This is a genomic window from Sphingomonas abietis, from assembly GCF_027625475.1.
Taxonomy (GTDB): Bacteria; Pseudomonadota; Alphaproteobacteria; order Sphingomonadales; family Sphingomonadaceae; genus Solisphingomonas; species Solisphingomonas abietis.
This window is the reverse complement of record NZ_CP115174.1, coordinates 3,654,787-3,667,945: the sequence shown is the minus strand read 5'-3', so window position 1 is coordinate 3,667,945 and position 13,159 is coordinate 3,654,787. Positions and strand designations below refer to the sequence as shown.

At 67.6% G+C, this 13,159-nt stretch carries 17 protein-coding genes; 1 reads left to right on the top strand and 16 read right to left on the bottom strand.

All coding sequences use genetic code 11. The features are described from left to right. Window positions 1-39: 39 nt before the first annotated feature. From PBT88_RS17185 to PBT88_RS17155, 7 genes are all read right to left on the bottom strand, one after another. Window positions 40-285: a hypothetical protein gene (locus PBT88_RS17185; protein WP_270076527.1), complete on the bottom strand. Its 246-nt coding sequence runs from the start codon at window positions 283-285 to the stop codon at window positions 40-42. A 35-nt stretch (window positions 286-320) separates the two neighbouring features. Continuing rightward, window positions 321-470 carry a hypothetical protein gene (locus PBT88_RS17180; RefSeq protein ID WP_270076526.1) on the bottom strand — a complete coding sequence of 50 codons (150 nt, stop codon included), beginning with the start codon at window positions 468-470 and terminating at the stop codon, window positions 321-323. Next, complete coding sequence (locus PBT88_RS17175; RefSeq protein WP_270076525.1) at window positions 448-750, bottom strand: hypothetical protein; 303 nt, start codon at window positions 748-750, stop codon at window positions 448-450. Before PBT88_RS17175 ends, PBT88_RS17180 begins: the two co-directional genes overlap by 23 nt. 99 nt (window positions 751-849) lie before the next feature. Next, the gene (locus tag PBT88_RS17170) at window positions 850-2,211 is read right to left on the bottom strand and encodes a PQQ-dependent sugar dehydrogenase (protein ID WP_270076524.1); all 1,362 of its coding nucleotides are present in this window, start codon (window positions 2,209-2,211) and stop codon (window positions 850-852) included. Between the two features lie 384 nt (window positions 2,212-2,595). After that, a complete protein-coding gene (locus tag PBT88_RS17165) occupies window positions 2,596-3,492 on the bottom strand; it encodes a hemolysin family protein (protein WP_270076523.1) in 897 nt (298 codons plus the stop codon). 100 nt (window positions 3,493-3,592) lie between these two features. Continuing rightward, window positions 3,593-4,099: an rRNA maturation RNase YbeY gene (gene ybeY / locus PBT88_RS17160; RefSeq protein ID WP_270076522.1), complete on the bottom strand. Its 507-nt coding sequence runs from the start codon at window positions 4,097-4,099 to the stop codon at window positions 3,593-3,595. A 224-nt stretch (window positions 4,100-4,323) separates the two neighbouring features. Continuing rightward, entirely contained in the window at window positions 4,324-5,322 is a 999-nt protein-coding gene (locus PBT88_RS17155) for a PhoH family protein (protein ID WP_270076521.1), read from the bottom strand. Window positions 5,323-5,538: 216 nt separating this feature from the next. Between PBT88_RS17155 and PBT88_RS17150 the strand changes: the two genes are divergently transcribed. Beyond that, window positions 5,539-7,386 (top strand): methyl-accepting chemotaxis protein, encoded by a 1,848-nt coding sequence (locus PBT88_RS17150; protein ID WP_270076520.1) that lies wholly within the window; start codon window positions 5,539-5,541, stop codon window positions 7,384-7,386. 4 nt (window positions 7,387-7,390) lie between these two features. Here the strand turns inward: PBT88_RS17150 and PBT88_RS17145 are convergent, their stop codons facing one another. From PBT88_RS17145 to PBT88_RS17105, 9 genes are all read right to left on the bottom strand, one after another. Next, window positions 7,391-7,645, bottom strand: a complete 255-nt coding sequence (locus PBT88_RS17145; protein WP_270076519.1) for a hypothetical protein — start codon at window positions 7,643-7,645, stop codon at window positions 7,391-7,393. Between the two features lie 55 nt (window positions 7,646-7,700). Next, entirely contained in the window at window positions 7,701-9,047 is a 1,347-nt protein-coding gene (gene miaB, locus PBT88_RS17140; protein ID WP_270076518.1) for a tRNA (N6-isopentenyl adenosine(37)-C2)-methylthiotransferase MiaB, read from the bottom strand. Window positions 9,048-9,056: 9 nt separating this feature from the next. Then, window positions 9,057-9,788 (bottom strand): lysophospholipid acyltransferase family protein, encoded by a 732-nt coding sequence (locus tag PBT88_RS17135; protein WP_270076517.1) that lies wholly within the window; start codon window positions 9,786-9,788, stop codon window positions 9,057-9,059. 9 nt (window positions 9,789-9,797) lie between these two features. Next, window positions 9,798-10,217, bottom strand: coding sequence for a Fur family transcriptional regulator (locus PBT88_RS17130; RefSeq protein WP_270076516.1), 420 nt, complete (start codon window positions 10,215-10,217; stop codon window positions 9,798-9,800). Between the two features lie 68 nt (window positions 10,218-10,285). Beyond that, on the bottom strand, window positions 10,286-10,696 hold the full coding sequence (locus PBT88_RS17125; protein ID WP_270076515.1) for a MucR family transcriptional regulator: 411 nt from the start codon (window positions 10,694-10,696) through the stop codon (window positions 10,286-10,288). 107 nt (window positions 10,697-10,803) lie between these two features. Next, window positions 10,804-11,298, bottom strand: a complete 495-nt coding sequence (locus PBT88_RS17120; protein ID WP_270076514.1) for a GNAT family N-acetyltransferase — start codon at window positions 11,296-11,298, stop codon at window positions 10,804-10,806. Continuing rightward, on the bottom strand, window positions 11,295-11,921 hold the full coding sequence (tsaB, locus tag PBT88_RS17115; protein WP_270076513.1) for a tRNA (adenosine(37)-N6)-threonylcarbamoyltransferase complex dimerization subunit type 1 TsaB: 627 nt from the start codon (window positions 11,919-11,921) through the stop codon (window positions 11,295-11,297). Before tsaB ends, PBT88_RS17120 begins: the two co-directional genes overlap by 4 nt. Before the next feature lie 4 nt (window positions 11,922-11,925). Beyond that, a complete protein-coding gene (locus PBT88_RS17110; protein ID WP_270076512.1) occupies window positions 11,926-12,510 on the bottom strand; it encodes a malonic semialdehyde reductase in 585 nt (194 codons plus the stop codon). Window positions 12,511-12,555: 45 nt separating this feature from the next. Continuing rightward, the gene (locus PBT88_RS17105; RefSeq protein WP_270076511.1) at window positions 12,556-13,131 is read right to left on the bottom strand and encodes a NifU family protein; all 576 of its coding nucleotides are present in this window, start codon (window positions 13,129-13,131) and stop codon (window positions 12,556-12,558) included. Between the last annotated feature and the right edge of the window lie 28 nt (window positions 13,132-13,159).

Genomic DNA, 13,159 nt, shown 5'->3' with positions numbered 1-13,159 from the left:
GGCGTTTCCGCCCGACCCCCGGTTCGGCCCGGCAAGGCCTCAATAGCGGTCGTAGCCGCGGCCGTGATAGCCATGATCCCGACGATGATGCCAATCACGGGCGCGGTCGTGGCGCCAATGGTCGCGGCGCCAGTCGCGGTGGTGATCCCAGCGGTCATGGTGCCAGCCGCCGCCATGATGATAGCGATCGCCGCCATGATAATATTGCGCCGAAGCCGGTGCGGCGCCGATCGCGGCGGCGCCGAGTGCGGCCGCCGCGGCGAAAATGATCAGACCCGTGCGCATGAAAAACTCTCCTTCTTTTGCATGACGAATCATGTCTAGTCTTTGCCGACTGAACCCATGCTGATGTCTTCGTTCATAAATCGGAAATCCAGATGGTGCTGGACAAAGAAAAAGCCGGGCATAGCTGCCCGGCTCTTCTCGTCATGAACGGCTTTTGGCCGATCAGCGGTGGTGCCAGCCACCATGATAGCCGCCATGCCAGCCATAGCCGCGGCCATAATAGCCGTGATGCCAGCCGCCATAATAAGGGCGACCCCAGCCACCGCCATAATAGCCGCCATAGACGACCGGCGGGGCATAATAGCCGGGATAATAGGCGGGCGCATAACCCGGATAATAGCCGCCATAATAAGCCGGGCCGCCGATGCCGACGGACACGAACGTGCGGGCAGACGCCGGGGCGGCGGCGATCGCGCCACCGGCAAGCACGGCGGCGGCGGCAAGGGCAACAGGAACGATACGCATCACGCACCTCTTGGTTGATCTCAGTGACATGCCTTCTAGGCCTGCCCGGCTGAACCGGCGCTGAGGCGCGCGTTCATTCCCGCGCAAGCCTATTCCGCCTCAACGCATGGCGGTGCGGATCGGTGCCGGCATCGGCGCGCCGGTGACCCGCCAGACGGTGTTGCCGCCATCGTCCGCCACCAGCAGCGCGCCACCCTTGTCGATCGCGACGCCGACCGGCCGGCCATGCGTTTCCTGGCCGTCCGGGGCGAGAAAACCGGTCAGCACGTCGATCGGCTTGGCGCCGGTCGGCTTGCCATGGGCGAAGGGCACGAAGATCACGCGATAGCCGGACGCCGGGTTGCGGTTCCACGATCCATGCTGGCCGACGAACACGCCGTCGGCGAAAGCCGGGGAGACGTGCTGGCCGCTGGAGAAAACGAGGCCGAGCGAGGCGGTATGCGCGCCGAGCGCATAATCGGGGGTCAGCGTATCGTCGACATAAGCGGGGGCGGGGTCCTTCACCCGCTTGTCGACATGGCTGCCCCAATAGCGCCACGGCCAGCCGTAGAAGCCGCCCGGCTGCACCGAAGTCAGGTAATCGGGCACCAGATCGGAGCCGAGCTCGTCGCGTTCGTTGGCGACCGTCCAGAGCTTGCCGTCGGACGCCCAGCCCATGCCGTTGGGATTGCGGATGCCGGCCGCATAGACGGTGTGGGCGCCGGTCTTGGGATCGACCTCCCAGATCATCGCGCGATCCTTCTCGGCGGCGATGCCGCGATCGTCGACGTTCGAGTTGGAGCCGATGGTGACGTACAGCTTCGATCCGTCCGGCGAGGCGATGACGTTCTTGGTCCAGTGATGGTTGATCGGGCCGCCCGGCAGGTCGGTCACCTTGCGCGGCTTGTCGGCGATGGTGGTTTCGCCCGCCTTGTAGGGAAAGGCGAGCAGCGCATCGGTGTCGGCGACGTAGAGCGTGTCGCCCACCAGCGCCATGCCGAACGGCGAGTTCAGCCCGCTGATCAAGGTGGTGCGCTGGTCGGCCACGCCGTCGCCGTCGGTGTCGCGCAGCAGGGTGATGCGGTTCGGGCTCGGCGAGGCGCCGCCGGCCCGCTTGAGCGCCAGCTTCTCGAAGATGCCCTTGATGCCCTGGCTGTCGTCGGGCTTGGGCGGGGCGTTGGTTTCGGCGACCAGCACGTCGCCATTGGGCAGCACCAGCAGCCAGCGCGGATGATCGAGGCCGCGGGCGAAGGCGGCGACGGCCAGCCCGGTGGCTGGGGTCGGCGTCTGGTTGCCTTGCCAGCCGATGATCTTGGCGATGTTCACGGTGGGGAGGAGCTTGTGGACCTCCGGCACCAGATCGGGGTGCGGGCCTTCGCCGGCGGCGAGGTTCTGCGTCGCCTTGTCGCCGCAGCCGGTGAGGACGAAGGCGAGCGGGGCAAAGGCGACGACGGAGGCGAGGGAGACGAGGCGGCGCTTCATATTGGCTCTCCTGATCATGCGGTCTGTCGCCGCACCGTCAGTGTAACGAATGTGCCGGCAATTGGAGCCATTTTCTGGTCTGTGCCTCCGGCGCGCATAAGGGGACCGCCTCACGCGCACCGCCCGCCGTACCGCGACTGCGCTCGGCACGAACGGAGAGGGCGTCGCGACGTCCTGCCATTCGCCCTGCGCCTGTCAAAGGGGACGTGCCACGCACGTTGCGCCTGGGGCACGTCCTTCGACGGGCTCAGGACGAACGGCCTGCTGGGTCGTGCGAAATCCAAACCCGTTCGCACTGAGCTTGTCGAAGTGCGTGCCCTAGGCACAGCGTGCGGGGAGGCTTTGACACGCTCAGTGCGGACGGAACACCGAATGACGGCCGTCCTATTCCTCCGACGCCGGCGCGGGGACGGGCGGGTGCAGCCGCAGCCTCGTGACCCGGCGGTGATCGCCGTCGGTCACCTCGAGCGTCCAGCCGCTGTCGTGATGGAGCATGTCGCCGACCTGCGGGATGCGATCCGCGATCCACGCCGCCAGGCCGCCGAGCGTGTCGATCGGCTCGTCGGTCTCGCCCAGCAGCGGATCGATCGTCTCGGCGACGTCCTCCAGCTCGGCGCGCGCATCCGCGTCCCAGGCGCCGTCATCGAGCGGAATCAGCAGCTGGGTCGGCGCCTCATCATGCTCGTCCTCGATGTCGCCGACGATCTCCTCGACCAGATCCTCGATCGTGACGAGGCCCTCGGTGCCTGAAAATTCGTCGATGACGATGGCGAGATGGGTCTGGGTCGCGCGCATTTCGGCGAGCAGCTCGATCACCCCCATCGCTTCCGGCACGTAGCGCGGCTCGCGGATCAGCGCGGAGATGCTCTCCGGCTTCGGCGCGGTGCCGGCGAGGATCGCGAACACGTCCTTGACGTGGATCATGCCGGTGACGGTATCCAGCGTCTCGCGATAGACCGGCAGGCGCGAATGGCCGGCCTCGGCGAACAGCTTGACTAGATCCTCGAAGCTCGCCTCCTCGTCGATCGCGATGATGTCGCCGCGCGGCACGGCGACGTCGCGGACGCGCCGCTCGCCGAATTCCAGCAGGTTGCGGAGCATCAGCCGCTCGACCGGCGAAAGATCGAGCGCATTGGGGGCATCGCCCTCATGCTCCTCGATCGCCTCCTCGATCTGATCGCGGAGGGTGGGTTCGTTGCCGTCGCCGAAGATCAGATGGCGCAGGCCGGACCACAAATTCCCGCCGTTGCCGGCGGGGCTTCTACTGGAATCGTCGGGCATGGTGGTGGTGATGGACCCCTGATGTTGCGATCGTGAGTTTAGGGGCGGGGACGGCGCGCGTCGAGCAGGTTTCCGTCACCCGGCCGGATTTGCGGGCGCCTCAATCCTCGATCGCGTAGGGATCCTCGATCCCGAGGCTGGCCAGCGCGTCGCGCTCGGCCTGCTCCATCTCCTCGGCATCGGCGTCGGTCATGTGGTCGTAGCCGAGCAGATGGAAGGTGCCGTGGACGACGAGATGGGTGGCGTGCGCCTCGACGCTGACGCCCTTCTCCGCCGCCTCGCGCACGCAGACGCCGTGGGCGAGCACGATGTCGCCGAGCAGCACCTCGCCATCGTCGCTATTCTGGTCGATCGCGTCGAGCAGATCCTCCTGCACCATCGGGAAGGAGAGCACGTTGGTCGGCTTGTCCTTCTGGCGATAGTCGCGGTTGAGGGTGTGGACCTCCTCGTCGGAGGTGAACTTGACCGAGACCTCGACCAGCACCGGCTCGGTCAGGAAGCGCGCGTCGGGCGAATGCGCGATCGCGGCGCGCACCGCCTTGTCGGCGATCGCCTGCCAGCGCTCGGATTCGGGCCAGCCCTCGGCATCGGTTTCAACTTGCAGCATCAGTGGTCCCGTAGAAGCGATATCTTATCGACCGAAAGACTAAAATCATGATCGGTGCCACTACGATGACGGAGCAGCAAACGACGAGTTCGAAGCCTGCCGGAGTGAGTGGCCCACCATCGATCCCTGCAAAGCCATGCCTAAATAGCCACATAAGCCAGAGGATCACGGCTGAACCACACCACATCATTGCGTATAGGGTAAAACCAAGCGCCCGCAGCGCGTCACGCATCATCCGGCCCTTCATAGGCCTGCACGATCTTGCCGACCAGCGGGTGGCGGACGACGTCGGCGGCGCCGAAGCGGATCATCGCCATGCCGGGGATGCCCTCCAGCTTGGCGACCGCGTCGGCGAGGCCCGATTTGCCGATCTCGGGCAGATCGATCTGGCGGGGATCGCCGCACACCACCATCCGGCTGTTCATGCCGAAACGGGTGAGGAACATCTTCATCTGCGCCGGCGTGGTGTTCTGCGCCTCGTCGAGGATGATGAAGGCGTCGGACAGCGTGCGGCCGCGCATGAAGGCGATCGGCGCGATCTCGATCTCGCCCGACGTGATCCGCCGCTCGACCTGCTCGGCCGGCAGCATGTCGTAGAGCGCGTCGTAGAGCGGGCGGAGATAGGGATCGACCTTCTCCTTCATGTCGCCGGGCAGGAAGCCGAGCCGCTCGCCGGCCTCGACCGCGGGGCGCGACAGGATCAGCCGGTCGACCTGGCCCGCCATCAGCATCTGCACCGCCTGGGCCACCGCGACATAGGTCTTGCCGGTGCCCGCCGGCCCGAGCGCGAACACGATCTCGTCACGCGCCAGCGCCTCCATGTAGCGGATCTGGGTGGCCGATCGCGGCACGATCGTCTTCTTGCGGGTGCGGATCATCACCGCCGGCGGCTGGCTGACATCCTGGCGGATGATGCCGTCGAGCACCGGCTCGTTCGACATCGCGATCACGGCTTCCACCGCGCCGCTGTCGATCTCCTGGCCCTGGACGATGCGGTTGTAGAGCCCGGTGAGCACGTCGCGGGCGCGGGCGATCTGGTCGGCGAAGCCCTCGATCACCAGCTTGTTGCCGCGGGCCGAGATGTAGACGCCGAGCCGGCTCTCGATCGCGATCAGATTCTGGTCATATTCGCCGAACAGTCGGCCGAGCAGCTGGGGCTTGTCGAACACCACTTCGATGCGGGCCTTGTCACCGGCCTGCGCGGGTACGGGCTTGCGGCTCATTCGATCCTTTCGAGATTCGAGTTCCGGCAGAAGGTGGGCCGTGACGAGGACAAAAGCTAGATGGTTCGAGCGGCATCGTGCAGACCACGGGATGCAAAGCGCGCGCCACGATGCAGGGCGGCCACAGTTTGCCTCGCCTCTGCTTAATCGCCTTCTAACCATTTTGCGATACCGAGACGGTAGGGAGGAGTGGCCTTGCGTCGATTGCATGACATCTTGAGCGGATTCGGGCTGGATCGCGACAAGCGCGAGGTGGGCGCACTGGCACCGTTGCTGACGCTGATCCTGCTGGCCTTCGTCGGCGCCGCCCTGGTGGTGATGTCGCTGGTCGATCGCGCCAACCGCAACGATGCCGCGACGATGCACGCGCTGGTATCCGGCGCGCTCAAGCGCGAAGCCCGGACGCTCGCCGATTCGACCTTCTCGACCGCGCATTGGGACGATGCCGTCGATCATCTCTATGGCAATCTCGATGTGGAATGGGCGCGCAGCAACCTGTCCTACCCGATGTACAGCTACATCATCGACGATCAGGGCAGGATGCTGTGGTCGTGCCGGCCGAATGCGAAGGGCGTGGCGACCCCGCTGGCCTCCGCGATCGGCGCCGAAGGCGTGGCCGCGCTGACGGCGCGGCTCCCGCACACGCAGGACCAGGCCCGGCGGATGAAGACCGGGCTCGCCTTTTCGATCCGCTACGAGGGCCGTCCGGCGGTGCTGTCGGCGATGCCGATCCTGCCATTGCTCCGGCCGCATCCGATCGGGCCGCTGCGCTACATCGTGTTCGTCCGTCCGCTGGATGCCAATGTGCTGGCGGCGTGGCAGGACGCCTTCGGCCTGCGCAGCCTCGGCTGGAGCGAGGCGGGCGGCGACGGCGCCAGCAGCCTGCTGGTCAGGGATGTGAACGGGGTGGCGATGGGCACGCTGGCCTGGCCGCTCTCGACCGCCGGCGGCGATGCCCTGCGCGGCATCCTGCCGGTGTTGCTCGGAGTCGGCGCCGCCTTCCTGTTCACCTCTTTCTGGATGCTGCGCCTGCTGTTGCGCTCCCGCACCAAGCTGGAGGAGAGCATCGCCAGCGCCCGCACCGAGACGATCCGCGCGGAGGATAATGCCCGGCGCACCGAGCGCGCGCTGGCCGAGGCCGAGGATGCGCGCCAGCGGGCCGATCATCTCGCCCGGCGCGAGATCGAGGACCGGGCGAGCCACGAGGCCCAGCTGCGCGACAGCCAGCGCCGGATCGCCGAAGAGCTCAAGCGCTCGCTGGCCAGCGTGGTCGGCGAACTGATCCATTCGGCGAGCGCGCTGGAGCGCAGCGCCGACACCACCCTGTCGATCATCGCCCACCAGCAGCAGCAGGCCGGGGCGATCCGCGATCGCTCGCACGATGCCAGCCTGGCCTCGCAGGCGATCTTCGAGACGCTGCACGAACTCTCCGCCTCGATCGCGGAAATCGGTTCGGCCTCCGAACGGGCCCATCTCGCGGCGGCCGACGCCAGCCAGCAATCGGCGCGGGCGCGCGGCACCAACGGCAACCTCATCCGCAATGTCGACCTGATCCGCGAGGCGGCGAACCTGATCGGCCAGATCAGCGACCAGACCAACCTGCTCGCGCTCAACGCCACGATCGAGGCGGCGCGCGCCGGCGACGCGGGCAAGGGCTTCGCGGTGGTGGCGGGCGAGGTGAAGGGGCTGGCCCAGCAGGCCGGCCACACCACCTCGGCGATCAAGGGCCGGGTCGACGGCGTCGCCTCGGCCGCGCGCGAGACGGTGGCGCTGGTCGATGCGGTCGACGGGATCATGGCGGCGCTGGTCGCGGCCGTGGCCGGCGCCGCCGCAACGGCGCACCAGCAGAGCGAGGCGGTCGACGCGATCCAGCGCAGCTCGAGCGGGATCGCCGAGAATGCCCGCAATTCGGACGAGGCGATCGGTGCGATCTCGGCAGCGCTCGACCATGTCGCCGAGACCGCGGGATCGACCCGCCAGATCGGCCTGTCGGTGCGCGCCCATGCCGAGCAGCTCGACGCGCGCTTCGCCGCGCTGGTCGGCCAGCTCGAAGCCGCCGCCTGAGGGCTTATCCGCCGAGCGCGGCCGGGTTCCCGCCGATCCCGTAGCGGGTGATCACCGGCTTCTGACATCCATCGACCGATCGCACGACGGCGAGAATCAGGTTCGCCGGTGGCAGCGTGTCGAGCCGGTGGAGCGATGTCGGGCCATTGCCGGCCGCCGGTTGTGGCCGGTTGCTGATGCAGCCTTTGCCGATGTCGGCGTTATCCTGCGGGGGTGCGGCGGCGATCAACAGCGGGGCCAAGAGCACGAGTCGGCGCATGTCCATCTCCCTGACGGTCGGAAGACGGCGACGATACATCATCTTCAGAGTCGGGTCACGCCGCTGCCGGAATCCGCTCCACCGCGCCGATGCTGTTGGGGCCGGCGCTGACGATCTCGACATCGACCATCGTGCCGATCGGCGCGTCGGTCTGGAGATGGACCGATTGCAGCCAGGGGGACTTGCCCAGCATCTGGCCCGGCAGCTTGCCCTTGCGATCGATCAGCACATGGGTGAGCGCACCGAGCGTGGCGCGGTTGAAGGCGTGCTGCTGGTCGTTGATCAGGGCTTGCAGGCGCTGGAGCCGCTCGTCCATCGCCAGTGGATCGACCTGGTCGGCCATCGTCGCGGCCGGCGTGCCGGGGCGGGGCGAATATTTGAAGCTGAACGCCTGCGCGTGGCCGACCTTGCCGACCAGATCGAGCGTCGCCTGGAAATCCGCCTCGGTCTCGCCGGGGAAGCCGACGATGAAATCCCCCGACAGCGCGATGTCCGGCCGCACGGCACGGACGCGATCGAGGATGCGCAGATAGGAATCGGCGCTGTGGCTGCGGTTCATCGCCTTCAGGATGCGATCCGATCCGGCCTGCACCGGCAGATGGAGGAACGGCATCAGCGCCTCGACGTCGCCATGCGCGTCGATCAGCGCCTGGGTCATGTCGTTGGGGTGGCTGGTCATGTAGCGGATGCGCTCCAGCCCCGGCAGCCGGTCGAGCAGCCGGATCAGCCCGTCGAGGCCCTGCATGTGGCCCTTGTCGTCCTCGCCGGTCCAGGCGTTGACGTTCTGGCCGAGCAGCGTGATCTCGCGCGCGCCGGCATCGACCAGCGCCTTCGCCTCGTCGACCACCTCGCCCCACGGCCGCGACACCTCGGCGCCGCGCGTATAGGGCACGACGCAATAGGTGCAGAATTTGTCGCAGCCTTCCTGCACGGTGAGGAAGGCCGACGGGCCGACCTTGCGGCGCGCGGGCAGGCTGCCGAACTTCATGATCGCCGGCATGTCGGTATCGAGCGCGGTGCGGCCGGCGGCGGCGTCCGCCACCAGCGCGGGCAGGTTGTGATAGGCCTGCGGGCCGACGACGATGTCCACCGCCTTGGCCCGCACCGGGATCTCGGCGCCCTCGGCCTGGGCGACGCAGCCGGCGACCGCGATCAGCGGCTTGTCGCGGCCTTGCTCGCGTGCGCCCTTCACGATCCGGCCGATATCCGAATAGACCTTCTCGGCCGCCCGTTCACGGATGTGGCAGGTGTTGAGCACGACCAGATCGGCGGCCTCGCCGTCGCCGGCCGCGCTCATGCCCTGCGCGGCGAGCAGTTCGGCCATGCGTTCGCCGTCATAGACGTTCATCTGGCAGCCGAAGGACTTGACCGCGAAGGTCTTGGGAGCGGGGCGCGAGGACATGGCGGGCGCCTATACAGCCTGTGGGGCGGACTCGCCAAGCGCCGCGCACATTTCGGCGCGGGCGGTGGCGGCGAGCGCCTTGCGATCGGGCAGCGCCACCGGATCGATCGGGGCGAGGCAGCGCAGCACCACCTTGCGGCGGCCGGGCAGCGCCATGATCCGCATCGCCTCGAACCCGGTCGCATTCTCGTCGGGCCAGGCGATCAGCCGCGCCTCGGCACCATAATCCAGCACGATCGGCTGAAGCTTCACGCCCGGCATCGGCGGCAGCAGCGCGGCCAGCAGCGAGGCGCGGAACGGTTCGAGGGTCTCGCCATGGCCCGTCCGGCCTTCGGGGAAGAGGGTGACGGGGATATGCTCGGCCAGCGCGGATCGCACCCGGTCGGCCTGTTCATGCACCTGCCCGCGCTCGGCGCGCGCGACATAGACCGTGTCGTTGAGCCCGGCGAGCCACCCGATCGCCGGCCAGCCGCGCACCTCGTCCTTGGCGATGAAGCGCGCGCCGGTGGCGCCGGCGATGATCAGGATGTCGAGCCAGCTGAGATGATTGGCGACGAACAGCACGTCGCGGGTCAGCGGGTGCCCGACGATGCGGACATCGACGCCCGCCGCCCAGGCGGTGCGGCCGAGGAAGCGGCGCGGCCAGGGCGAGCGCCGGCCGAACAGCCGCCACAGCCCGTGCAATGGCAGATGGATGGCCAGCAGCGCCACGATCAGCGCCAGCCGGCCCCGGGCACGCATGGCTTGCCGTCAGTCCTTGCGGTTCAACGGAACGCCGTACAGCTCCATGCGGTGATCGACGAGGCGGTATCCCAGCTTCTCGGCGATGCGCTTCTGGAGCAGCTCGACCTCTTCGTCGACGAATTCGATGACGCGGCCGCTCTCGACGTCGATCAGATGGTCATGATGGGTTTCGGGCGCGGCTTCGTAGCGCGAGCGGCCATCGCCGAAATCATGGCGTTCGAGGATGCCGGCTTCCTCGAACAGACGCACGGTGCGGTACACCGTGGCGATCGAGATGCCGGGATCGATCGCCGAGGAGCGGACATGCACCTCCTCGACATCGGGATGGTCTTCGGCCTCGGAGAGCACGCGGGCGATGACGCGCCGCTGCTCGGTGATACGGAGGCCCTTCTCGGCGCACAGCGCCTCAAGATCAATCTTGCGCATGGGCGGAGATGTAGGGGCTGAAACGCGGGACGGGAAGCGCGAAACGCTCGCACTTCCCGTTCGGGCGATTACTTGCGGCTGCGGGTGCCGAGGCCGATCTTCTTGGCCAGGCTGCGGCGCTGCTCGGCATAGTTGGGGGCGACCATCGGATAGTCGGCCGGCAGGTTCCACTTGGCGCGATACTGTTCCGGGGTCAGCTGGTAATGGGTGGCGAGATGCCGCTTGAGCATCTTCAGCTTCTTCCCGTCCTCCAGGCAGACGATATAATCGGGCTTGATCGAGGCGCGCACCGAAACGGCCGGCTCCTGCTTCACTTCCGGTTCCGGCGCCGCGCCGCCAAGCTGGGCCAGCGCGCCGTGAACATTCTGGATGAGACCCGGCACGTCATTGACCGAAACGCTGTTGTTGCTGACATGGGCCGAAACGATGTCGGCGGTCAGCGTGATCAGGGTCTCGTTCAGGTCGATGACCTCGGACATGGCAATGCACCTTATACTAAAGGGGCGCTATACACTGGCCCCCGGGGGATGAACCGTCTCGGCTCTGTCGGATGATCGCGGTCAGCGCAAGGCGCTTCCTCGCCGACTCAGAGGGGACTTGGCGGCACTAATGGACAAGCCAATGTGATCGCATCGAAAGGCGTTCCGTCCTTGCCGCGATAATAATGTCCTCTCCTGCCGACTTCGCGGAAACCTGCGCCGTTGTAGAGATGTATTGCGGGATTGCCGTCGCGCATCTCCAGATGGATTCGCCGGGCGCCCCGCGCGCGCGCCTCGGTTCCGACGGCCTCCAGCATCGCGCTGGCGACTCCCAGGCGGCGCTGTGCCGGCGGCACCGCGAGCAGCAGCAGCTCCGCCTCGTCGGCCACCGAACGGGAGAGGGCGAAGCCGGCCGCGGCGCCGTCATGACGGGCGATCAGCAGCCACACGCCGGCCAGGCTGAGGATGCCGGAGCATTGGCTGCGGGTCCATGCCTCGCCGAAGCTGGGATCGAACGCCGCCTGCATCGTCACCATCACCTCATCGAGATCGGCGGTGCTGCCGACGACGAGATCGAGACGGGTGGAGGGCAGGCTGCTCATGCCGCCTTCGGCTTCGCGTCGGGTGGACGTCCGTAGATCGGCTTGGGCTCGAAGCTGCGGAAATCGGCGGGCAGCAGCGCCGCATCGGCGGCGTCCGGCAGGATATCGATCGCCTCGCCATGCCCGCGCGCGGCGACCAGCGCCTCGGCACCCGATCCGGCGACGATCGGCTCGGACGCGAACAGCGCGGCCTCGGCCGGCGGCAGCGAGACGAGATCGCAGGTCGCCGCGAAGGGATGCGCGGTGAATTGCTGGACGAACAACTCGCCATGGCCACCGGTCAGCGCGACGGCGATGGCCGCCAGCGCCGGATCGGCGGCGAAGCGGGCGACGGCGATCAGCGCGGTGGACGAGCAGCCCGACACCGGCACGCCCCAGCCCATGCCCATGCCGATCGCGGCGGCCAGCCCGACGCGGACGCCGGTGAAGCTGCCCGGCCCGCAATCGACCAGGATCGCCCCGGGCGTCACGCCACCCGCATCCGCCAGCAAATCCTGCACCATCGGCACCAGCCGTTCGGCGTGGCCGCGCCCGACCACGGCACGGGCCGCCGAGTGCAGGCCGTCGCCGCCGATCAGCGCGACCGAGCAGGCCGCCGTTGCCGTATCGATCGTCAGGATCATCGGTTCAGACGATGGAGTTGGCTTCCTCGAAGTCAAGTCGCGGCAATCGCTCGAAGACGGTCGCCGGCTCGCCATGGCCGAGCGTGCAGATGAAGTTCGAGCGCACCGGGGTGCCCGCGAAGAAGGCGGCGTCCACGGCGGCATTGTCGAAACCCGACATCGGGCCGACATCGAAGCCGAGCGCGCGCGCGGCGACAATCAGATAGGCGCCCTGCAGGGTGGAATTGCGGAAGGCGCTCGACTCGATCATCGCGGCGTTGCCGACGAACCAGGGCCGGGCATCGACATGCGGGAAGAGCTTCGGCAGCTTCTCGTAGAATTCCATGTCCATGCCGACGATCGCGGTGGCCGGCGCGTTGCGGATCTTGTCGGCGTTGGCGGGCGACGCGACCAGGGCCAGCTTTTCCTTCGACTCGGGGGTCGTACACCAGACGATACGGGCCGGCTCGGTGTTGGCGGCGGTCGGGCCGCACTTCATCAACTCCCAGATCGCTTCCAGATCGGCGGTGCTGACCGGCGCATCGGTATAGCCATTATAGCTGCGCGCCTTGCGGAAGATCAGATCGAGGCCGGCATCATCGAGCGTCATGGGGGCTCCTGTCATGGAAATCAGATCGCGTGGGCTTGGGCAGGCTCAGATCGCGCGGACGTCGGTCACTTCCGGCACATAATGCTTCAGAAGCTGCTCGATGCCCTGCTTCAGCGTCGCCGTGGAGGAGGGGCAGCCCGAGCAGGCGCCATGCATCGCCAGATAGACGGTGCCCTTCTGGAAACCGCGATAGACGATGTCGCCGCCGTCCTTGGCCACTGCCGGGCGGACGCGGGTGTCGATCAGATCCTTGATCTGGTCGACGATGTCGGCATCCTCGGGATCGGCCTCGAACGCGCCGTCGTCGCCATCGACCGCGATGCCGTTACCGGCGGTCTCGCGGAACAGCGGCGCGCCGCCGGCATAATGATCGAGCAGCACGCCCAGCACCTGCGGCTTGAGATCGCGCCAGTCCGATCCCGGCGCGGCGGTGACCGAGACGAATTCGCGCCCGAAGAACACGCCTTCGACGTCGCCCAGCGAGAACAGGGCCTCCGCCAGCGGCGAGGCCTCGGCCTCTTCCGGCGACGCGAAATCGCGGGTGCCTGACTCCATCACGGCCTGGCCGGGGAGGAATTTGAGCGTCGACGGGTTGGGCGTCGTTTCGGTCTCGATGAGCATGGCGCCCACTTGGGGCGGATGCTCCCCT